This is a genomic window from Sphingomonas sp. NFX23, assembly GCF_049887795.1.
In the GTDB taxonomy this organism is placed as follows: Bacteria; Pseudomonadota; Alphaproteobacteria; order Sphingomonadales; family Sphingomonadaceae; genus Sphingomonas.
In genome coordinates, this window is sequence record NZ_JAGEKH010000002.1 from 477,653 (window position 1) to 498,150 (window position 20,498).

The window sequence follows — 20,498 nt, forward strand, 5'->3', positions numbered from 1 at the left end:
CTTGTGGCTCTGGGTCCTGGGTCGAGCCCAGGATGACGAAGAAAGAAGGACGAACGAGGGTTTACCGGCTCACCCCGACATCCCCACTCGACACGCCGCCCTTGCGGAAGTCGCCGTATTTCCCGAACTCGTTGCGCGCGATCGAGCGATTGTGGACCTCGTCCGGACCGTCCGCGAACCGCAGCGTCCGCATCGCCGCCCAGTCGTGCGCCAACCGGAAATCGCCCGACACCCCGCCGCCGCCATGCGCCTGGATCGCGTCGTCGAGTATCCGCAGCGCCATGTTCGGCGCGGCGACCTTGATCATCGAGATCTCGATCTGCGCGGACTTGTTGCCCGCCTTGTCCATCATGTCCGCCGCCTTGAGGCACAGCAGACGAGTCATCTCGATGTCGATGCGCGCGGTCGCAATGCGCTCTTCCCACACCGAGAAGTCCGCGATCCGCTTGCCGAACGCGACCCGGTCGAGCAGTCGCCGCGCCATCGCCTCGATCGCGGTTTCGGCCACGCCGATGGTGCGCATGCAGTGATGGATACGACCCGGCCCAAGCCGCCCCTGCGCGATCTCGAATCCGCGGCCCTCACCGAGCAGCACGTTCTCGACCGGCACGCGGACGTTCTCGAGCACCACCTCGCCGTGCCCGTGCGGCGCGTGATCATAGCCGTAGACCGACAGCATGCGCTTGATCGTCACGCCGGGCGTATCCATCGGCACGAGGATCTGGCTCTGCTGCTGATGCCGCGAACCCTCGAACGACGTCTTACCCATCACGATCGCGATCTTGCAGCGCGGATCGCCGACGCCGCTCGACCACCATTTGGTGCCGTTGATGACGTAGTGATCGCCGTCGCGCACCATCGACGTCTCGATGTTGGTCGCGTCCGACGACGCCACCGCGGGCTCGGTCATCAGGAACGCCGAGCGGATTTCGCCGCGCATTAGCGGGCCGAGATAGGCCTCCTTCTGGTCGCGCGTGCCATAGCGGTGAAACACCTCCATGTTGCCGGTATCGGGCGCCGAACAGTTGAAGCACTCGCTCGCCCAGCCGATCTTGCCCATCTCTTCCGCACATAACGCATATTCGAGATTGGTGAGCTGCGTGCCTTCGAATTCGAACGAATCGTCGACGTGCCTCTGGCCCGAATGCGGCGGCATGAAGAAATTCCAGAGCCCGGCAGCCTTGGCCTTCTCCTTCATCTCCTCGATCACCGGAATCACCTTCCAGCGCTCGCCTTCATGCGCCTGCTGGTCGTAATCGGCCTGTCGCGGGCGAATATTCTGGTCGATGAAATCCCGGACCCGATCCCGGAAATACGTCTCTCGTTCGCTAAAGCTGAAATCCATGCGGGCTCTCCAATCGTCATCGCTTTGAAGGCGAGGTAGACCATACCGCACATTCGGTAAAGCGTGTGGAGGGGCCTGGAAAGCATGTTTTCAAGTCCGCCCTGAAAGCGCCTAAAAAGCACTGTATCTTCAAATCGAAGCTGTTAGGGTGTTTCGATGAAGGTTCCGGCAGAGGCCAGCGACGAGAGCGAACAGGGGACCAAGCGCTTCCGTGCGAAGCGTGACGCGATCCTCGCCGCGGCGGCAGAAGCGATCAACGAACAGAGTGCCAAGGGCATGACGTTCGCGGACGTCGCGCGGCGCGTCGGGCTCAACACGACGAGCGTTACCTATTATTTCAAGCGCAAGGAAGACCTCGCGGCGGCGGCGTTCGAGAACACGCTCGAATCGCTGATCGCGATGCTCGACGTCGCGGCGGAAGAAGCGACGCCGGAGGAACGCGTTCGGCGCTATCTCGCGCTCAACATGGACCGGCTCGGGCGGATCCAGCGCGGCGAGGAGAAGGCGTTTGCCGTCCTTTCCGATCTGCGCGCAACCGAAGAGCCGATGCGCGGCCGCCTGATGGCGGGCTGGCGCGAAGTGTTCCGTCGCACGCGGCTGTTGTGGGGGCCGACTTCGTCGCGCGCGCAGACCGATCTCAACGGCGCACGCGCGCACGTGCTTCTGGAAAACACGTTCTGGCTGCCGATCTGGCTCACGCGCTACGAGCCCGATCAGTACGGCCGGGTCGAGGAACGGCTGATGGACGTGTTCGCGCACGGCATAGCGGGCAAGAACGCCAAATGGTCCCCTACCCTGCTCGACCTAAGCCATGACGAGGCAGAGCCGGGCCGCGAGGCGTTCCTGCTCGCCGCGACGCGCCTGATCAACGAACTCGGCTATCGCGGTGCGTCGGTGCAGAAGATCGCGTCCGAGCTGAACGTGACCAAGGGCAGTTTCTACCACCATCTCGATGCGAAGGACGATCTCGTCATCGCGTGCTACCGCCGCAGCTTCGACACGATCGCCGATGCGCAGAGCCGCGGCGAGGCGGAGGGCGGCAGCTACTGGCACAAGCTGTCGAGTACCGTCGCGACCTTGCTCGACGTGCAGTTCGCCGAACGCGGGCCGTTGCTGCGCACCACCGCGCTGAGCGGCCTGCCGGTCGGCGTGCGCAACGCGATGGTCGATCGCTCGAACGGCATCGCGCGACGCTATGCCGGCATGATGATGGACGGGATCGGCGAAGGCTCGATTCGCGCGGTCGATGCGCTGATCGCGGCGCAAGCGTTGATGGCGCTACAGAACGCGGCGTTCGACATGCGGAAATGGGCCTCGACGATGCCGCGCGAACGGGCGATCGCGATGTACGCCTCGACGCTGATGTACGGCTTGTTCGACGATCGGATCGCGAAGGCCTAAGCGCGCTCCCCAGATCCGTGCGGGATGCAGCAGGAACGGTTTGATCACGCCGCGTTAACCGCCGACCGTCGATCCTAAGCCTCTACGGAGGCGGCATGCACACCATCACGACCGATCTGGCGACGGGAATCATCAAGGTCGACGCGTGCGGGTTCTGGACGATCGCGCGTGTCGAGGATTTCCTGCGTGACCTGGAGCGCTAGGGACTGCGCATGCTGGCGACGGGCAAGCGCCACATGCTGCTCTGCAATTTCTCCAAGTCCGCGATCCAGCCGCAAGAGGTGATCGCGATGCTGCAACGCGTCGCTGTGTCGATGCGGCTGAAATCGCGCAAGGTGGCGCTGTATACCGACGGCAAGCTCGCGCGGCTGCAGGTCAAGCGGATCGCATCGGTGCGCGACGACATGGCGGTGTTCGACGACCGCGAAACGACGCTGGCGTGGATGTTGGAGCAGGGTCGGTCCACCCGACGCAACCGCCGCCCTCCGTCATCCTGACGGACGTCAGGACCCAGAGTTACAAACGCCGTCCCTTGTGACCCTGGGTCCTGACTTTCGTCAGGATGACGAGGGAAGGGACAGTTACCTCGCAGCGTCCTCGGCACGCTTGAGCAGGACCCCGGCGCGCCAGTAGTGGAACAACGCCCACGGCGTCATCAACACGATGATAATCAGCGCATAACGTAATGAATCCTCTCCGAATCCGGGCTTCAACAGATCACTGAGCCAGCCGACCAACGTCGGCCCGAGCCCCAACCCGACGAGGTTGATCACCAGCAACGTGATCGCCGCCCACATCGCGCGAATCTGCAGCGGCGCGAGATGCTGGATCAGTGCAAAGCTTGGCCCGAGATACGAATTGGCGAAGATCAGCGAGACGAAATAGCTGCCGATCGCGACTACCGGCGCGTCGATCAGGTAGAAGGCGAGCGCGAACGGGAGCGACAAGCCCTTCATCACCAGAACCACCCAGGCCTGGACGTGGAGCCCGTGACGCTTGGCGAGCACGTCCGCGATCTTGCCGCCCGCCAACGCGGAGATTGCCCCGAACAGTGCGCCGGGCAACGCAATGTAGCGCGAAATGTCGAGCATCGAGATGCCGAGAGAGCGCTGAATGTAGCTAGGTCCCCAGCCGGTCAGCGCGTAGCCAATCATCGACGTCAGCGTGACGCCGACCACCAGATGACGCGCCGGGGCACTCGCCCACATCGACGCGAACCCTTGCGCCACGCTCGGCATCGGCATCGCCACCGCGCGCGCCGCATCGGAAAGGCCGCGGCGAGGTTCGACCATGAACAGACGGACGAGAACGGCTAGGACGATCCCCGGCAGTCCGACGGTCATCATCGCGATCCGCCAGCCATAGCTGTGCGCGACGACCCCGCCTATCAGCGTACCGAACCCTGCACCGAGCACCACGCCGAGCGAATACACCGCCATCGCACTCGCGCGCTTCTCGGGCGGGTACAGGTCGGCGATGATCGAATGGCTGGGCGGACTTGACCCCGCCTCGCCGATGCCGACGCCGATCCGGAACAGCATCAGCTGCGTGAAGTTCTGCGCAAGCCCGCACAACGCGGTCATCGCGCTCCAGATCGTGAGGCTGGCGGCAATGATGTTACGGCGGCTGGTCCGATCAGCCAGCCGTGCGACCGGAATGCCCAACGTCGCATAGAAGATCGCGAACACGAGTCCGGACAGCAGCCCGAGCTGCGTATCGGTCAGCAGCAGGTCCGCCTTGATCCGCTCGAGCAGAATCGCGAGGATCTGGCGGTCCATGTAACTGAAGAAATAGGTGAAGGTGAGCAGCGCGAGCGTCAGGCCCCGTCGCTTCATCGCCAATGCGTCGGCGATCTCGGGATGGGACTGATACGCTGCGGCCATCGGCAATACCTCAAAATCTAAACAGGCCTTAGGCTAGGTCAATTGAGGCGTACCAGACAAGCTAAAGCTGCATTCCTGGCCGACCTGCGACGAGCCAACGGCATGTGTATGACGAGCGACATTACCGCTACGAAGCAATGTCTTATGGGTTTGAAGGCGTTACCGGTGTTTCGTGAGAAGGACGGCGGAAGATGCGTCCTCGTTTGGGTCGCTCTTCCGCCTTATCCCCTCTCCAACGTCGTGGCCGGGCTCGTCTCCGCGTCACCAGTGGAGCGGAGCGTCCGGGCAATCTGAATACCGGGTATGCGGCTCCCCTCGCATAGATTCGCGACGTTGCAAAGCGTATTTTCCTTATCGCTCCCGCTAGGAATGGAATCCCTCGTGGCGTCCAGCTTGCCCGCCACCGCCCCTGCCTCGCCACCCACGCAACACGATCGCTGGAGCATTCCGAAGACTGACTTATTTAATCGGCCCCCGCCAAACGCGGCGAGATCCCACTGCTTCTAGAAGAAGCCGGGCCCGACCTCACGATCGCGGCGATTGCGGCGATTGCGGCTCGGCCGGCGGCGATCGCCGCGTACGAGATGGCAAGGCAATCGACGACAGCATCAAGCCCAGCGCCGACGAAGCGAAGAATCCGCTGCTCGGGCAGACGGCGGTGCAGGCCGGACGTTAGTCGCTGATCGTCCATCCCAGCCGCGGATCGCCACCGCGGACGGGTTGGGCGGCAGCCAATTTTTGGGCGAGACTGCCATCGGCTACGTAGGCTGGTGGAATGGCCATCGCGGTCGGTGGACTATAGGCCACGGTCGCGGAGGATGGCGACACTAAGGCCGGGCCTCGGGTAAAGGACATTGCCGGTGGCGTGTACCGGGCCATGCGTATCGCCGGGCGCGCGATACGGGTCGCCTCGCCGGTGAACGCGGTGAACTGGCGCCCTTCCTCGAACACGGCGTTGTGCCCAGTGACGAACGCCCCCGCGACGACGCCGCCGACGATGATGGTGCCGATCGTCTCGCCGGTCCGGCCATCTCCGGCGGCGTGATAGCGACCAACGACGGGCACGCTGCGACCAGCAACTTCGACCGAGCGCAGTTCGATATCGAGCTTGCCGGATTTGCCGAACGCGCCCTTGCCGGTCCTGAAGGTCACCGCACCAACGCCGGGGGCCCCGCGCGGGATCAACACCGCGCCATCGACGATCACGTCCCGCGCAACGGATACCGCGACGGGTTGTCCGACTCGTGCGCGATCCGACGCGATCTCCTCGTCCAGACGCAATACCATCTCGGTATGCGCCGGCACGACGATCGCCGCATCCGTCGGCGCATCCGTCGGCGCATCCTGCGCGGCTATGGCGGTGGGTAGCGTGCACAATGCCGCAAAGACGATCAGCTTGTGCACTCAATTTCTCCCCTGCGGGCACGGCCTGTCCCGCGCCGGAGATAGCAGAGGAAGGACTTCTATCGTGTGAAACGAGTTGGTTAACTGCGCCGGTTACGCTTGGGCACTCGGTCGGGCGGAAGCACGGGCATGCCATGCCCTCAGATGTTCGAGATCGTCGGGTATCGCGATGCCGACGAACTTGGCGAAGTCGATCGTCGTGAGCAGGACGATATCGGCGATCGTGTAGCGCTCGCCATCGAGCCAGTCGCGACCGGCGAGCGCGCGGTCGAACTCCGCCATTGCGGCGAGAACGCGCGGGCGCTGGCTTTCACCGAACTCGGTATATTGCGGCTGGACGATCCGTGCGGTCCAGGGATGCGTATGCAGCCAGACCATCGACAACGGCGTCATCAGCCGCAGTTCGATCCGCCGTGTCCACATGTCGATCTCCGCAATGTTGTGCGCGCCGTGGCCGAACATTGGCGGGTCGGGATGGAGAATCTCGAAGTAGCGACAGATCGCGACGCTCTCGGTCAGCACGCGGCCGTCGTCGAACGTCAGCGCAGGCGTCTGGCCGAGCGGATTGACCGCCAGGAACGGCTCGGCCTTGTGCTCAGCCTTGGGAATCGAGATTTGTGCCATGGGCACGCGGACATGCTTTTCGGCGAGGAAGATGCGGACGCGGCGCGGGTTGGGCGCGGGCAGTGCGCTATCGTAGAACAGCAAGAGCGTCTCCTCGGCATCTGTTTTCGAATATACCGTATGGCATTGCCGGACGCGTTCGCCTAGCGATGCGTCGCATGACGACCGCCGCAGACATGCTCGCCACGGGCTTCGCCACCCTCCCCGATTTGATCCGTGCGCACGCGCTGGAACGGGGAGATCGTGTCGCCGTTTCCGATGCGCAGGGTAGCATCGACTATAGAACGCTCGACGCGATGATGGACCGGATAGCGGCGGCGTTGCAGCGCGACGGGGTTGCGGCGGGTACGGCGGTGGCGATCGTTGCCGCGCCGACGACCGAGTATGCGGCGATATTCCTTGGTGCGGTACGCACGGGGTGCGTCGCGACACCGATCGCGCCGTCCGCTACGCCAGCGGCGATCACGGCGATGATTGCGGATAGTGGCGCGCCGGTCGTCTTCCTCGATGCGGAGAATGCTCGGGCTTTGAACGGGCAACCACTGTCGGCTCACGCTGTCGTGTTCTCCCGCGAAGGCGGGAGCCCAGGCTGGGCTCCCGCCTTCGCGGGAGAACAATCTTTTGATGCGTGGCTCACTCCTCCAGAGACCAAGCCAAACCCCGTCACAATCGCTCCCGAAGACCCGTTCAATATCATCTACTCGTCCGGTACGACCGGCATGCCGAAAGGCATCGTCCAGAGCCACGCCATGCGCTGGGCGCATATCGCGCGCAACACTGCCGCAGGGTTCGACACCGCCGTGACAATGATCGCGACGCCGCTCTATTCGAACACCACGCTGGTGAGCTTCCTGCCGACGCTCGGCTGGGGCGGCACCGTCGTGCTGATGGGGAAGTTCGAGGCGCGCGCGTATCTTGAACTCGCCCAGCGCTACCATGCGACGCATACAATGCTGGTTCCGGTGCAGTATCAGCGGATCATGGCGCTGCCCGACTTCGACGACTTCGACCTGTCGGCATTCCGCTTCAAGACCAGCACCAGCGCGCCCTTCTCGGCAGCACTGAAGGCCGATGTCGTCGCACGCTGGCCGGGGGTGCTCGTCGAATTCTACGGCATGACCGAGGGCGGTGCGAGTTGCGCGCTCAACGCAACCGCCAACCCGACCAAGCTGCACACCGTCGGCCAGCCGATGCCGGGCCACGAGATCCGGCTGATCGACGATGACGGCGTCGAGGTCGCGCCTGGCGAGATGGGCGAAGTCGTCGGTCGCAGCCCGGCGATGATGAACGGCTATCACGGCCGATCGGAGGCGACGCGCGACGCCGAATGGCATGACGCCGACGGCAACCGCTACATTCGCCACGGCGACGTCGGGCGGTTCGACGCGGACGGTTTCCTCACGCTGATGGACCGGAAGAAGGACCTTATCATCTCGGGCGGATTCAATATCTATCCTTCGGATCTGGAGGCGGTGCTCGCCCAGCACCCTGCGGTCGCGGACTGCGCCGTGATCGGCGTGTCATCCGAGGCATGGGGTGAGACGCCGGTAGGCTTCTACGTGCGACGGGATGGCGTAATCGAGGATGCCCCCGCGATCCTCGCTTGGGTGAACGGCCAGCTCGGCAAGACGCAACGCCTGTCCGCGCTCCATGTCGCCGACGAGCTACCTCGCAGCGCGATCGGCAAGGTGCTCAAGCGCGAACTTCGCGACAGGCTGGGAGCGGCCGCCGCATGACCAGTCTGAAACAGGCGATCGACGCACTGGAGCCGATCGAGGGCGGCTGGCGCGGGACGGTGCCCGAGAACTGGTTGCAGGGCCGCACCGCTTATGGGGGCTTCTCCGCCGCACTCGCGCTGCATGCCGCGCAGAAATCGGACGTCGATCTGCCGCCGCTGCGATCCGCGCAGGTATCCTTCATCGGGCCCCTCTCCGGTGACATCGTCATCCGCGCGACCCGGTTGCGGCGCGGGCGCAACGCCGCGTTCGTCCAGGCGGATGTCGAGAGCGAGGCCGGGCTCGGGCTACGCGCCACGTTCGTGTTCATGGGGGCGGTCGCCTCGCGCGTGGATCACCAGACCGGCAGCGCGCCCGACTTCCCGATGCCAGGCCCGGATACGCGGACGTTTCGCGGCACGAGTGCGGTCGCGTTCTCGCGGAACTTCGACCTGCTCGATCGGCGGGATGACGGCGTCGGGCCGGCGGAGTGGCTGCGGTGGGTGCGGCTGGCCGAGCGTGACGGGCTCGATCCGATGGTCGAGCTCGTCGCGGTGGCAGATTGCCTGCCGCCGTCCGCGCTGAAACTGCTCGGTGGCCCTGCCCCGCTCAGTTCGATGACGTGGCTGCTCAATATCCTGGGTCCCCAGCCGGTGACACGCGAGGGCTGGTGGCTGCTCCGCGCGACCACCGATTACGTGCGCGAGGGCAGTTCCAGCCAGCAGATGGCGATCTGGAACGCGGACGGCACGCCGGTCGCCGAACAGATGCAGAACGTCGCGATCTTCGCCTAGTCCGACTAGCACGCGCCTGACATATCTTACGACACATTGGTGAAGGGGCGGCAAAACCCTGCGACAACCGGGGTTTAGAACGACGGTCATTCGATGGGAATTCGTCCCACTCCGCCGGAGACCGACATGCGCAAGACCGTCCTCACCTTGATGCTCGCCGCCAGCGCGATCACGTCCGCCGCCGGCGCGCAAACCGCCCCCGCGACACCGCGCCTACCGATGCGTCAGGATGCGAACCACGACGGCCTCGCCACGCGCGCGGAAGCGATCGCGCAGGCCGACGCCCGCTTCGCACAGATGGATACCGATCATGACGGCCGCGTGACCGGCGGCGAGATGCGCGCCTATCGCGAAGCGCTGCACGACCGGATGGTCGCCAGCGGTCGCGACGTCCCCGTGCCGCCGCCGGGCGGTCGCAAGCATGACGGCATGGGGCGCCGGATGGACCCGAACGGCGACGGCAGCGTGACGCGCGACGAATTCGAGGCGCGCGCGCTCAAGCGGTTCGACCGGATGGACGCCAATCACGACGGCACGATCGACGCGACCGAGCGCGCCAACGCCGCCGAGATGCGCCACGTCGACCGGCGCGAACGCCGCGACGGCGTGACCCCGCCCGCACCTGCACCTGCTCAATAATTGGATGAGGGGAAGCATCGGGCGTCGGTGCTTCCCCTGGACAGCCGCTATGCTAGACACTGCCCCGATGGGGGATATGCCGCACCTGCTGCTCGTCGACGACGAGCGCTCGATCCGCGAGCCGCTGGCCGTGTACCTCACCAAGCAGGGGTTTCGTGTCACGCAGGCGGGCGATGCTGAGGCAGCGCGGACTAGGCTGACGGCGTATGCGATCGATCTCGTCATCCTCGACATCATGATGCCGGGCGAGGACGGGCTGTCGCTGTGCCGCCACATCGCCGCGACCAGCGACGTACCGGTGATCCTGCTGACCGCGCGCGCGGAGGAGACGGACCGGATCGTCGGACTGGAAATGGGCGCGGACGATTACGTCGTGAAGCCGTTTTCGCCGCGCGAACTGGCGACGCGCGTGAAGGTTGTGCTGCGGCGCGCGACCGCGGGCGGATCGCGCCAGCATGCGCCAGAGAGCAGTTCCTACGGGTTCGCCGGCTGGGTCCTGAAATCGGGCGAGCGCGCTCTAATCGATCGCGAGGGCGTCTCGGTGCCGCTGTCGACCGGCGAGTACAACCTGCTGCTCGCACTCGTCACGCGACCGCGCCAGGTGCTGACCCGCGACCAGTTGCTCGACCTGACTCAGGGGCGTGAGGCGGCCGCGTTCGATCGCGCGGTCGACAATCAGGTCAGCCGGTTGCGACGCAAGATCGAGACCGATGCCAAGACGCCCGAGTTAATCAAGACGGTCTGGGGCGGCGGCTATACGCTGGCCGCCGAAGTGACCCGCCTGTGATCGCGCGCCCGTGATCCTACGCTCATGACCCGCCCGTGGCCGCGCAATCTGGCCGGGCAGATGGCGTTGCTGATCGCGCTCGCGCTGTTCGTCGCGCAGGCGATCAACTTCGGTCTGGTCCTGCGCGATCGGATCGAGTTTCGCCTTTCGCAGGCGACCCGCCCGGTCGCGACCCGGATCGCCGATGCGCTCGACCGCGAGGCGCATGGCGGGCGTCCCCTGACCGCGGATCGCGGCCGCGTCCGCCGTCTTCCCGCCGATCCGATCCGACGGATCGGAGACGAGCGCCATCCCGAGGTCGCCGCCGAACTTCGCCGCCAGCTCGCGGATCAGGGCGTGACGGTCGGGCGGATCGATACCGGGCTCCAGCCCTCGACGCTCGACGACGACAGCGACCGCGACAATCGCCGCCGTGCGGGGATCCGCCGCGGCGAGCGCGATGGCGCCACGCTGTTGATCGCGGTCGAACAACCCGGCCGCGGCTGGCTGACGATCACCGCGCCGTGGCCGCAACCCGGCGCGCGTCTGCTGTTCGCGTTGCTGAGCCAGACCGCGATCCTCTACATCATCGTCCTGTTGCCGGTGCTGTGGATCGTCCGCCGACTGTCGCGACCGCTACGCGACCTGCGCGTCGCGGCGGAGCGGTTCCGACCCGGCGAACCCGGCGCGCCGATGCCGGCGGAAGGGCCCGACGACGTCGCCGCACTGATCACCGCGTTCAACGCGCTCAGGCTTCGTGTGACGGGCATGCTCGACGAAAAGGACCGCATGCTCGGCGCGATCGGGCATGATCTGCGCACGCCACTCGCCGCGCTGCGGGTGCGGATCGAGTCTGTCGAGGACGACACCGATCGCGCGAAGATGATCGATACGGTGGCGGAAATGAACCGGACGCTCGACGACATCCTGTCGCTGGCGCGGCTGGGACGGCCGAGCGAACCGCCGACCGATGTCGATCTGGCGGCGCTGGTCGATGCAGTGGTCGAGGATTTTCGCGACATCGGCAGCGAGGTGAGCTTCGTCGAGGCGGACCGCTTGCGGATGCGATTGCGGCCGTCGCTGATGCGCCGCGCGGTGCGCAACCTGATCGAGAATGCGGTGAAGTATGGCGTCTCGGCGGAGGTGCGGGTTGAGGCTGGAGCGCGGTCCGTCGCCATCGTGGTGGCCGATCAAGGCCCGGGCATTCCCGAGGACCGGATGGGCGACGTGTTCGACGCCTTCACGCGGCTTGAGAGCTCGCGCAACCGGGAGACGGGGGGAATCGGGCTGGGGCTGGCGCTGGCCCGCGCGATCGTGCGCGAGGCCGGTGGAGAGATTCGCCTGGTGAACCGCGCCCCGTCAGACCAGGCTGGCGGCGGCCTCGACGCGATCATCGAACTACCACGCTAACTCCTTCTACTCCCTCTCCCCTCCGGGGAGAGGGTCGGGGTGAGGGGCAGCCAAGCAGCGGTGCGCCTAGAGCAGCCCCTCACCCCAGCCCTCTCCCCGCAGGGGAGAGGGGGCAGTAAGTTCAATCCTCGACGATCTGGCTATGCATGCGCGTGTCCTTCATGCGGAGGTACACGATCAGCGAAACGCCGATCATCGCGGTCACGTACCAGTAGAAGCCGCGCTCCATGCCCTCGTTCTTAAGCCACAGCGCGACATACTCGGCGGTGCCGCCGAACATCGTGTTCGCCAGCGCGTACGGCAACGCCACGCCCAGCGCACGGACATGTGCGGGGAAGAGTTCCGCCTTCACCACCGCGTTGATCGCGGTGTAGCCCGTCACGATGAACAGCGAGGCCACGACCAAGCCGAACGCAAGATACGGATTGGTCGCCGTCTCCAGCACGGTGAAGATCGGCACCGTGCACAGCACGCCGGCAATGCCGAAGCCGACCATCAGCGGTTTCCGCCCGATCCGATCCGACAGCGCGCCCGCAGCAGGCTGGAACGCCGCATACAAGGCCAGCGCCGCGGTCATGATCAGCGTCGCGGACTCGCGGCTGAACCCGCTCGTATTGACCAGGAACTTCTGCATGTACGTGGTGTACGCATAGAAGGCGAGCGTGCCGCCGGCGGTGAGCAGCAGCACGGTGAACGCCTCGCGCGGATATTTGCTGAACAGCAGCCAGCCACTCGATTTCGGCGCGCCGTCCGACTTGGCGTTCTGATAGCTCTCGGTCTCGAGCAGCCCGCGACGGATGCGGAACACCACCAGCGCGAGCACACCGCCGATCGCGAACGGAATACGCCAGCCCCACGCGTCGAGCTGCGCCGTGTCGAGCGTCGACTGCAGCAGCAACAACACACCGAGCGCGAGCAACTGCCCCGCGATCAGCGTGACGTACTGGAAGCTGGAAAAGAAGCCGCGCCGCGACTTGCCCGCCATCTCCGACAGATACACCGCGCTTGCGCCATATTCGCCGCCGACGCTGAGCCCCTGCATCAGGCGTGCAAGGATCAGCAACGCCGGCGCGATCCAGCCGATCGTCGCAAATCCGGGCGTGATCGCGATGAGGAACGAGCCTGCGCACATCAGCGTCACCGACAGCGTCAGCCCCGATTTGCGCCCGTGGCGATCGGCGTAGATGCCCATCACCCACGCGCCGATCGGCCGCATCAGGAAGCCGACCGCGAACACCGCGGCGACACTCATCAGCTGCGCGGTCGCATTGCCCTTGGGGAAGAACACCGGTGCAAAATACAGCCCGAATGCCGAATAGACGTACCAGTCGAACCATTCGACGAGGTTACCCGCCGACCCGCCGAGGATCGATTTGAGGCGGTGGTTCTTCTCGGGCGCAATCGTCGTGCTCGCCATCACTGGGTTCCTCCCTTTGCGGGCTGCTGCGTTGCAAAGCCGCGCTTCTTGAGCAGCGCGTTCACGTCGGGATCACGCCCGCGGAACGCGCGATACGCCTCGGCGCGGTCGGTCTCGTTGCCGGTCGACAACAGGATCTTCGCGAACTTGTCCGCAGTCGGCTTGTCCCACGGACTGCCCGCCTCCTCGAATGCCGCGAAGGTGTCGGCGTCCATCGTCTCGGACCAGAGGTAGCTGTAATAGCCTGCCGAATAGCTGTCCGACGCGAACAGATGCTGGAACTGCGGCACGCGGTGACGCATCACCAGCTGCTTCGGCATGCCGATCTCGGCGAGCGTCGCGGCCTCGAACTTGTCGGGGTCGATCACGCCGTCGGGGACGGTGTGGATCTTCATGTCGACGATCGCCGACGACAGATATTCCGCGGTCTTGAAGCCTTCGTTGAACTTGCTCGACTGCTCGATCTTGTCGAGCAACGCCTGCGGCATCGCCGCCTTGGTCTGGTAGTGCCGCGCATATTTGTCGAGCACGTCGCGGGTCAGCAACCAATGCTCGTTCACCTGGCTCGGATATTCGACGAAGTCGCGCGGCGTGCCGGCGAGCCCCGAATAATAGACGTTCTGGAGCATCGCGTGGATCGCGTGGCCGAACTCGTGGAACAGCGTCTGCGCATCGTCGAGGCTGATCAGGATAGGCTCGCCTGGCGCGCCCTTGGCGAAATTGTTGTTGTTCGACGACAGCACAAGCTGCGCCGGGGCGAGGCCCCGCTGCCCACGATACGTGTTCGCCCACGCACCCGAGCGCTTGCCGGTCCGCGCGAAATCGTCGCGGTAGAACAGCCCGACATCCTTGCCGTTCTTGTCGGTCACGCTCCACACGCGCATGTTCGGCTCGAACACGGGAACGGTGCCGGTGATCTCCTTGAAGTTCAGCCCGTACAGCCGGTTGGCGGCGTACAGCGAACCCTGGATGATGTTGCCGAGCTCGAAATACGGCTTCAGCTGCGCCTGATCGAGGTCGTACCGGGCCTTGCGCACCTTCTCCTGGTAGAACCGGTAATCCCACGGCTCGATCGTCAGCGAGGTGCCGGCAACCTTCTGCATGTCCGCGACTTCCTCGGCCACGCGCGCCTTCGCGGCAGGCCAGACGCGCATCATCAGGTACATCGCCGCGGCGGGCGTCTTCGCCATCGTGTCCTGCATCCGCCAGTCGGCATGCGTCTTGAACCCGAGCAGATGCGCGCGGTCGGCGCGGAGTTTCACGATCTGCGCGATCGTCGCGTTCGTGTCGTTTGCATCGCCATTGTCGCCGCGGTTGACGAACGCGCGCCATACCTTCTCGCGCAGCGCGCGGTCGGTGGCGTAGGTCAGCACGGGATCGACCGCCGACCGCGTGTTGACGATCGCAAAGCCCGGCAGCTTCCGCTCCGCAGCGGCGGCCTTGGCGACCGCCTTCACGCTATCGGGCAAGCCGGCGAGCTGTGCTTCATCGCCGACCGCAATGGCGGTGCTCTCGTCGGCGAGCAGTTTCTCGCCGAACGTCGAGAACGCCGTCGCGAGCTGCTGGTTATACTGCGAAAGCTGCGTCTTCTGCGCGTCGGTCAGCTTGGCGCCCTGCCGCACATAGCTGTCGTAGATCCGCGTCACGAGCCGGATCTGCTGTGCATTCAATCCGCTGGAGTTGCGGCCTGCGTAGATTGCCTGGATCCGCGCGAACAGCGGCTTGTCGAACGTGATCGCGTCCGACGCCGCGGAGAATTTGGGCGACCATTCGCGGTCGAGCTTCTGATAGGCCGGGGTGTTCATGTTGCCGGTCATCACGCCGAACAGCGTCATCACCTGACCGTAGCGCTTGCCGGCCAGCTGCATCGGCACGATCGTGTTGGCGAAGGTCGGCTTGGCCGCATTGTCGGCGATCTTGCGATATTCGGCGGTCCGTTCGGCAAGCGTCGTCTCGAACGCCTGCGGGAACAGTTCGGGGCGAACCTTGTCCCACGGCGGCACTCCGCCCAGCGGACCGGTCCAGTCGGCCAGCAAGGGGTTCGCGGCGGGTGTCGTGGACGTCGCACCCGTCTGCGCGACGATCGACGTAGACGCCATCAGCGCAACGGCGCTGGCGGCGAGGTATAGAAACTGCACATGGATCTCCCGGTCAATGTACCGGGTAGCATAGTGATAAAGTTACGTAGCGGAAGGCGTACGCATTGATCAGCGTGTAGCGCAGGTCGCACGGGCCGTAAGATCAGTCGCCGGATCGATCGTCGCGAGGCTGGCTCGCAGCGACTTCCGCGGCCGCAATAAGCCTGCGTCCCGTCTCCGCGGCGGCCTCTGGTGTGAAGGTGATTGCCAAGCCATCGACGCCGTCCAGCGTCACCAGCCCATTCTCGGCGGCGGCGATGCCTGCGAGGGTTTCCGGCGTCATCATGGTCTCACTCCCCCGACCGTTGATCCTGCCAGGGGTCATGCGCCGGGTACCCGTCACTCGCCCCTGGAACCGTAAAGATATTGTGGTTCGAATTCAGCAACGGCTGCAAGTGCTTTACGATCCACGATATTTACCTCGCCTGCCTTGAACGTCAGCAGGTTTTTCTCGCGAAGCGCTCTCAACACGCGGTTTACATGAACGCCGGTCAACCCGGTCGCCTCGGCCAGATCTGGCTGCGTCATAGGCAGTATAAAGCGTCCCTCCTCCGCCATCCCGATCATTTCCAGCCGCGCGTTCAATTCGCAGAACAGATGCGCGATCCGCCCTTCCGCGCCGAGCCGCCCGAGCCGGAAAATCCACTCGCGGTGCATTGCCGCATCGAGCAACGTGCTGAACCACAGTTTCTGCGTCAAATGCGGATAGCGCTCGGTGATGGACTGCAACGTACGATGTTCGAAGCAGGCGATCTTTACGGGCCCGAGCGTCGCGATATCGTGATCGAGCCGCTTCATCGGGAATGCGTGGAGATCGACGAAATCGCCCGGGACGTGCACGGCGACCAACTGACGCTGCCCCTCCCGGTCGTCCATGTAGCGGCACACGAACCCCTCGATCAGCAGCGTGCTCGTCTCGATGAGGTCGCCCGCACGGACGATCTGCTTGCGCCCAGGCACCTGCCGCACGGATTCGATGCCGTCCTCCAGCACCTGCTTTTCTTCGTTGCTCAACTCATGGCGACCACGGCCCATGAGGAATTTTTGCGAGATCATCGACACCCCTTCATCACCCGGCCTCGTACCGCCCTCCGCGATAGAAGAACAGATCGGGATTCGTACTGATCAATATCAAAGGTTATGTCGGACGCGAAACATTGCAGCGGTTCGCGGGTTCCTCCCCGACCATGTACCAGCCAATTTTCCAAAACGATCACCCACTCGCGCGCAAGTTCATCGAGACTGTGCAGGCGCCGCAATTTCCCTGCGTCGGTGCAAAATCGGCGCTCGCCAAGGGGCAGATGGACATTCTCGTCGCCCGCGACGTGCGATCCGCTTGGGATGACATGAGAATTTCTCCGGCGCTTGGCGAGACCGTCCGCAAATACCGCGAGGATCGCGCGATCTTCCGGACGCTTATCATATTGTTCGAAGCGCCTGCTTTGCTGTCGGAGGAGGAATTCGAGGCGCATCTTTGGGCGAGGGCTCAGTCCCTTAGCGACAAGGACGAGTGGCTCGGCTACCGCCCCGATCCGTCGGTGAGCAGCGATCCGGACGATCCGCATTTCTCGCTGAGCTTTGCTGGCGAGGCGTTTTTCGTCGTCGGCTTACATCCCAATGCGAGCCGTCCTGCGCGCAAGTTCGAATCGCCGGCGATGGTGTTCAACCTGCACGACCAGTTCGAGGTGCTGCGCGACCAGCAGCGCTACGACAAGTTGCGCTCGTCGATCCTGGCGCGCGACCTCGAATATGCCGGCTCTATGAACCCGATGCTGGCGCGGCACGGCGAATCGAGTGAAGCACGCCAATATAGCGGGCGCGTCGTCGACGAATCCTGGAAATGCCCTTTCAAGCGAGGCGAAGCCCGTGGCTGACATCAAGACGATCCCGCCGCGTTCGGGAGCCGGGTTCACGCTCGACAAGGGGCAGATGCTCACTGTGATCGATCCCGAGGGCTGCCAGGTATCGGACTTGCTCGCCTACAACCGCGCCGACGTGCGCGAGGCGATTTCGTCGGGGCGCACGCTCGATTATGCGAGCCGGTTGTACCTGACGACCGGCGACCTGCTCTATTCGAACCGCAGCAACGTGATGCTGGAGATCGTCTCGGACGATGTCGGACGGCATGATTTCCTGCTGACGCCGTGTTCGAAGGAGACGTTCTCGATCATCTACGGCGATACCGATCCGCATCGCGGCTGCTTCGGCAACCTTGCTGAGGCGCTCGCGCCTTGGGACATCGAGCCGGACCAGATCCCGGTCGCGTTCAACTGCTTCATGAACGTGCCGATCAATGGCGAGACGGGCACGTTCACGGTCGAACCGCCGCTAAGCAAGGCTGGCGACACGATCGTCTTCCGCGCCGCGATGGACCTCGTGATCGGCATGACCGCGTGTTCGGCGCTGCAATCGAACGGGGGCAGCTTCAAGCCGATCCAGTACCGGATCGGCTGAGCGCTCAGCGGCGCTGGTAGAAGATGTGCGACTCGACGGTCGCCACCTTGACTAGCGAACTGCGCCAGTACGGTACCAGCCAGTCGGTGTGGTAATGCGTCGCGCGGCCGACCGGCGTATAGACGTAGCCGTTCATCGCCCGCCGTGCCGCGTGTCGTGCCTGTTCCCAGCCGTCATGCTCGGGCCGCCGTGTCTGCGAGCCGTCGCAGGTGAAGGAGAACTGGCACCCGGTCTTCCGGTTCGCGCCTTGGTAGACTACCCCGCAGACCGTCTTGGGGAAGCCACGCGCGCCGACCCGGTTGAGCACGACCTGAATGACGGCCCGCTGTCCGTCGCGATCGGTGCCGGCTTCGTAAAGAGCGACGGTAGCTAGGCACTCGGTTGCCTGAAGGCGAGAGGCCGGACCACCGCGGAAGCGGAACGGCTCTGCTCTTTTGCGCTTTTCGACCACAATCGGGACCAGGGCGTTCGATGCTCGTGCCTGAGCCATTGTCAGCCGGGGCTTGCGGTGATCTGTGGTAGTTTCGGTCGGCCAGGGCAGATCGGTCAGCGCCCCGAAGATCGCCGCGAACGCGACCACTGCGCCGAGCAGGAGAAGCCAATGCTCGGACGATGGTCTCAGCCCGGATCGATTGCGCCGCCGCGATGAGACATATTGGGCCGGTCGCTTCGCCATCCCGCGTCCTTACCGGCGAAATTTTCGCAAGGAAACGATCACTGTGCCGCTCGCCCCGAGGGTCGACGCGCGATCGTTGGAAAGAGATGGTGCCCCTGGCCGGAATCGAACCAGCATGCCTTGCGGCAACCGATTTTGAGTCGGTCGCGTCTACCAATTTCGCCACAGGGGCAGCGGCGGGTTGGCTAGACGAAGCTTTCGTTTGCCGCAAGCTGTCTTGATCGGAAAACGTGTCAGTTCAGTTTCTGGGCGGTTGGCGACGATAGCTGAGCGCTTCGGCGATATGGATGCGGCCCACGGTTTCGCTGCCGGCGAGGTCGGCGATGGTGCGGGCGACGCGGAGGATGCGCGTGTAGCCGCGCGCGGTCAGGCGCATCGCTTCGGCGGCCTGGGCGAGGAGCTTGCGACCGGCTTCGTCGGGCGTGGCAACGGAGTCGAGCAATGCGCCATCCGCCTCTGCGTTGGTGCGAACCGGGTGGTCGCGGTAGCGCTCAGTCTGGATTGCACGGGCGACGGCAACGCGTGCGGAAACCTCTGCCGAGCCTTCGGTCGGCGGCGGGAGAATCAGGTCGGCGGCACTGACCGCCTGTACGTCGATGTGAAGGTCGATCCTGTCCAACAGCGGACCCGACACCTTCGCCTGGTAATCCGCGGCGCATTTCGGGGCTCTCGCGCAGGCCAGGCTTGCGTCCCCGAGGTGGCCGCATCGACATGGGTTCATCGCGGCGATCAACTGTACGCGCGCAGGAAAGGTGACATGTGCGTTGGCACGGGCGACGCTTACCGTACCAGTCTCGAGCGGCTGGCGAAGCGAATCGAGCACGGCGCGTTGGAACTCTGGGAGTTCGTCGAGGAAGAGCACGCCGAGATGCGCGAGGCTTACCTCCCCCGGCTTCACCTTCAGCCCGCCCCCGGTGAGTGCAGCCATCGACGCGGAATGGTGTGGCGCTCTGAAGGGTCGCGTGCGGGTCAGGCGCCCCCCTGTCAGCGTACCAGCGACCGACTGGACCATCGACACCTCGAGCGCCTCGGCGGGGTCGAGCGGCGGCAGGATGCCGGGCAGGCACGAAGCCATCAGCGACTTGCCGGAACCCGGCGGGCCTACCATCAGCAAATTATGAGATCCGGCAGCTGCGATCTCCAGCGCGCGCTTGGCGGTTTCCTGCCCCTTCACCTGCCGCAGGTCCGGACCGTGGTCGGCGTGCTCGGCTATGCCGGGCTTGGGTGGGCTGAGCAGGCCGTGGCCCTTGAAGTGATTGAGCAATGACAGCAGGTCGGGTGCGGCGATGACCTCGATCTCGCCTGCCCATGCCGCTTCAGATCCTTGCGCCGCCGGACAGACGAGCCCCTTCCCCACTTCCGATGCATGCAGCGCCGCCAGCAGAACACCCGGCGATGCGGTGATCCGCGCATCGAGGCCAAGCTCGCCGACGATCACATAATCCGCCAGCGCTTCGGCATCGACGACGCCCATCGCCGCCAGCAATGCCAACGCGATCGGTAGATCGAAATGCGATCCTTCTTTCGGCAGATCGGCGGGCGACAGGTTCACCGCGATGCGCTTCGGCGGCAGCGACAGCCCCATCCCGGCGATCGCACCGCGTACGCGTTCGCGGCTTTCACCGACCGCCTTATCCGCCAGCCCAACCACGTTGAACGCAGGAAGTCCCGGAATCAGTTGGGCTTGCACCTCGACCGCGCGCGCTTCCAGCCCAAGATATGCCACCGTCGCTACGATCGCCGCCATGCCCGCTCCCCCCGCGACACGACGTCACGCCTTATTCATACCCGATTTGCCATGTCTGCAAGGATGGACGCCCCGGAATACTCTA

The 20,498-nt window shown here is 64.8% G+C and carries 20 protein-coding genes and 1 tRNA gene; 9 read left to right on the forward strand and 12 right to left on the reverse strand.

Features of this window, described 5'->3' with window-relative positions:
* Nucleotides 1–61: 61 nt before the first annotated feature.
* Nucleotides 62–1,345 (reverse strand): acyl-CoA dehydrogenase family protein, encoded by a 1,284-nt coding sequence (locus J4O76_RS06170; protein ID WP_426280867.1) that lies wholly within the window; start codon nt 1,343–1,345, stop codon nt 62–64.
* A gap of 156 nt (nt 1,346–1,501) precedes the next feature.
* Between J4O76_RS06170 and J4O76_RS06175 the strand changes: the two genes are divergently transcribed.
* Nucleotides 1,502–2,746 (forward strand): TetR/AcrR family transcriptional regulator, encoded by a 1,245-nt coding sequence (locus J4O76_RS06175; protein ID WP_426280869.1) that lies wholly within the window; start codon nt 1,502–1,504, stop codon nt 2,744–2,746.
* 212 nt (nt 2,747–2,958) lie between these two features.
* Nucleotides 2,959–3,243, forward strand: a complete 285-nt coding sequence (locus J4O76_RS06180) for a hypothetical protein (RefSeq protein ID WP_426280871.1) — start codon at nt 2,959–2,961, stop codon at nt 3,241–3,243.
* A gap of 84 nt (nt 3,244–3,327) precedes the next feature.
* On the opposite strand, the gene J4O76_RS06185 is transcribed toward J4O76_RS06180, so the two are convergent.
* The 4 genes from J4O76_RS06185 to J4O76_RS06200 form a co-directional block, all read right to left on the reverse strand.
* Complete coding sequence (locus tag J4O76_RS06185; protein WP_426280872.1) at nt 3,328–4,629, reverse strand: spinster family MFS transporter; 1,302 nt, start codon at nt 4,627–4,629, stop codon at nt 3,328–3,330.
* A 463-nt stretch (nt 4,630–5,092) separates the two neighbouring features.
* Nucleotides 5,093–5,320: a hypothetical protein gene (locus J4O76_RS06190; protein ID WP_426280873.1), complete on the reverse strand. Its 228-nt coding sequence runs from the start codon at nt 5,318–5,320 to the stop codon at nt 5,093–5,095.
* The gene (locus tag J4O76_RS06195; RefSeq protein WP_426280874.1) at nt 5,302–6,033 is read right to left on the reverse strand and encodes a hypothetical protein; all 732 of its coding nucleotides are present in this window, start codon (nt 6,031–6,033) and stop codon (nt 5,302–5,304) included. The genes J4O76_RS06190 and J4O76_RS06195 overlap by 19 nt, the downstream gene beginning before the upstream one ends.
* 93 nt (nt 6,034–6,126) lie before the next feature.
* Nucleotides 6,127–6,741: a glutathione S-transferase family protein gene (locus J4O76_RS06200; RefSeq protein ID WP_426280875.1), complete on the reverse strand. Its 615-nt coding sequence runs from the start codon at nt 6,739–6,741 to the stop codon at nt 6,127–6,129.
* Between the two features lie 74 nt (nt 6,742–6,815).
* On the opposite strand from J4O76_RS06200, the gene J4O76_RS06205 reads away from it, so the two are divergent.
* From J4O76_RS06205 to J4O76_RS06225, 5 genes are all read left to right on the forward strand, one after another.
* Nucleotides 6,816–8,393, forward strand: coding sequence for a class I adenylate-forming enzyme family protein (locus J4O76_RS06205; RefSeq protein WP_426280876.1), 1,578 nt, complete (start codon nt 6,816–6,818; stop codon nt 8,391–8,393).
* Complete coding sequence (locus J4O76_RS06210) at nt 8,390–9,166, forward strand: thioesterase family protein (RefSeq protein ID WP_426280878.1); 777 nt, start codon at nt 8,390–8,392, stop codon at nt 9,164–9,166. Before J4O76_RS06205 ends, J4O76_RS06210 begins: the two co-directional genes overlap by 4 nt.
* Nucleotides 9,167–9,292: 126 nt before the next feature.
* Nucleotides 9,293–9,805: an EF-hand domain-containing protein gene (locus J4O76_RS06215; protein ID WP_426280879.1), complete on the forward strand. Its 513-nt coding sequence runs from the start codon at nt 9,293–9,295 to the stop codon at nt 9,803–9,805.
* Between the two features lie 67 nt (nt 9,806–9,872).
* Nucleotides 9,873–10,592: a response regulator gene (locus J4O76_RS06220; protein ID WP_426281108.1), complete on the forward strand. Its 720-nt coding sequence runs from the start codon at nt 9,873–9,875 to the stop codon at nt 10,590–10,592.
* Between the two features lie 24 nt (nt 10,593–10,616).
* On the forward strand, nt 10,617–11,981 hold the full coding sequence (locus J4O76_RS06225; RefSeq protein ID WP_426280880.1) for a HAMP domain-containing sensor histidine kinase: 1,365 nt from the start codon (nt 10,617–10,619) through the stop codon (nt 11,979–11,981).
* 121 nt (nt 11,982–12,102) lie between these two features.
* Here J4O76_RS06225 and J4O76_RS06230 read toward each other — a convergent pair whose 3' ends face one another.
* From J4O76_RS06230 to J4O76_RS06245, 4 genes are all read right to left on the reverse strand, one after another.
* Nucleotides 12,103–13,398: an MFS transporter gene (locus J4O76_RS06230; RefSeq protein WP_426280882.1), complete on the reverse strand. Its 1,296-nt coding sequence runs from the start codon at nt 13,396–13,398 to the stop codon at nt 12,103–12,105.
* Nucleotides 13,398–15,536 (reverse strand): M3 family metallopeptidase, encoded by a 2,139-nt coding sequence (locus tag J4O76_RS06235; RefSeq protein ID WP_426280883.1) that lies wholly within the window; start codon nt 15,534–15,536, stop codon nt 13,398–13,400. Before J4O76_RS06235 ends, J4O76_RS06230 begins: the two co-directional genes overlap by 1 nt.
* A 103-nt stretch (nt 15,537–15,639) precedes the next feature.
* A complete protein-coding gene (locus tag J4O76_RS06240) occupies nt 15,640–15,822 on the reverse strand; it encodes a hypothetical protein (RefSeq protein ID WP_426280885.1) in 183 nt (60 codons plus the stop codon).
* A gap of 53 nt (nt 15,823–15,875) precedes the next feature.
* Entirely contained in the window at nt 15,876–16,592 is a 717-nt protein-coding gene (locus J4O76_RS06245; protein ID WP_426280886.1) for a Crp/Fnr family transcriptional regulator, read from the reverse strand.
* Between the two features lie 131 nt (nt 16,593–16,723).
* Between J4O76_RS06245 and gntA the strand changes: the two genes are divergently transcribed.
* A complete protein-coding gene (gntA, locus tag J4O76_RS06250) occupies nt 16,724–17,410 on the forward strand; it encodes a guanitoxin biosynthesis heme-dependent pre-guanitoxin N-hydroxylase GntA (protein WP_056051135.1) in 687 nt (228 codons plus the stop codon).
* The gene (locus J4O76_RS06255; RefSeq protein WP_426280887.1) at nt 17,403–17,990 is read left to right on the forward strand and encodes a DUF1989 domain-containing protein; all 588 of its coding nucleotides are present in this window, start codon (nt 17,403–17,405) and stop codon (nt 17,988–17,990) included. The genes gntA and J4O76_RS06255 overlap by 8 nt, the downstream gene beginning before the upstream one ends.
* 4 nt (nt 17,991–17,994) lie before the next feature.
* Here the strand turns inward: J4O76_RS06255 and J4O76_RS06260 are convergent, their stop codons facing one another.
* The 3 genes from J4O76_RS06260 to J4O76_RS06270 form a co-directional block, all read right to left on the reverse strand.
* On the reverse strand, nt 17,995–18,666 hold the full coding sequence (locus tag J4O76_RS06260) for a cell wall hydrolase (protein WP_426280889.1): 672 nt from the start codon (nt 18,664–18,666) through the stop codon (nt 17,995–17,997).
* Between the two features lie 87 nt (nt 18,667–18,753).
* A tRNA-Leu gene (locus J4O76_RS06265) sits at nt 18,754–18,838 on the reverse strand.
* 66 nt (nt 18,839–18,904) lie between these two features.
* On the reverse strand, nt 18,905–20,413 hold the full coding sequence (locus J4O76_RS06270; RefSeq protein ID WP_426280891.1) for a YifB family Mg chelatase-like AAA ATPase: 1,509 nt from the start codon (nt 20,411–20,413) through the stop codon (nt 18,905–18,907).
* Between the last annotated feature and the right edge of the window lie 85 nt (nt 20,414–20,498).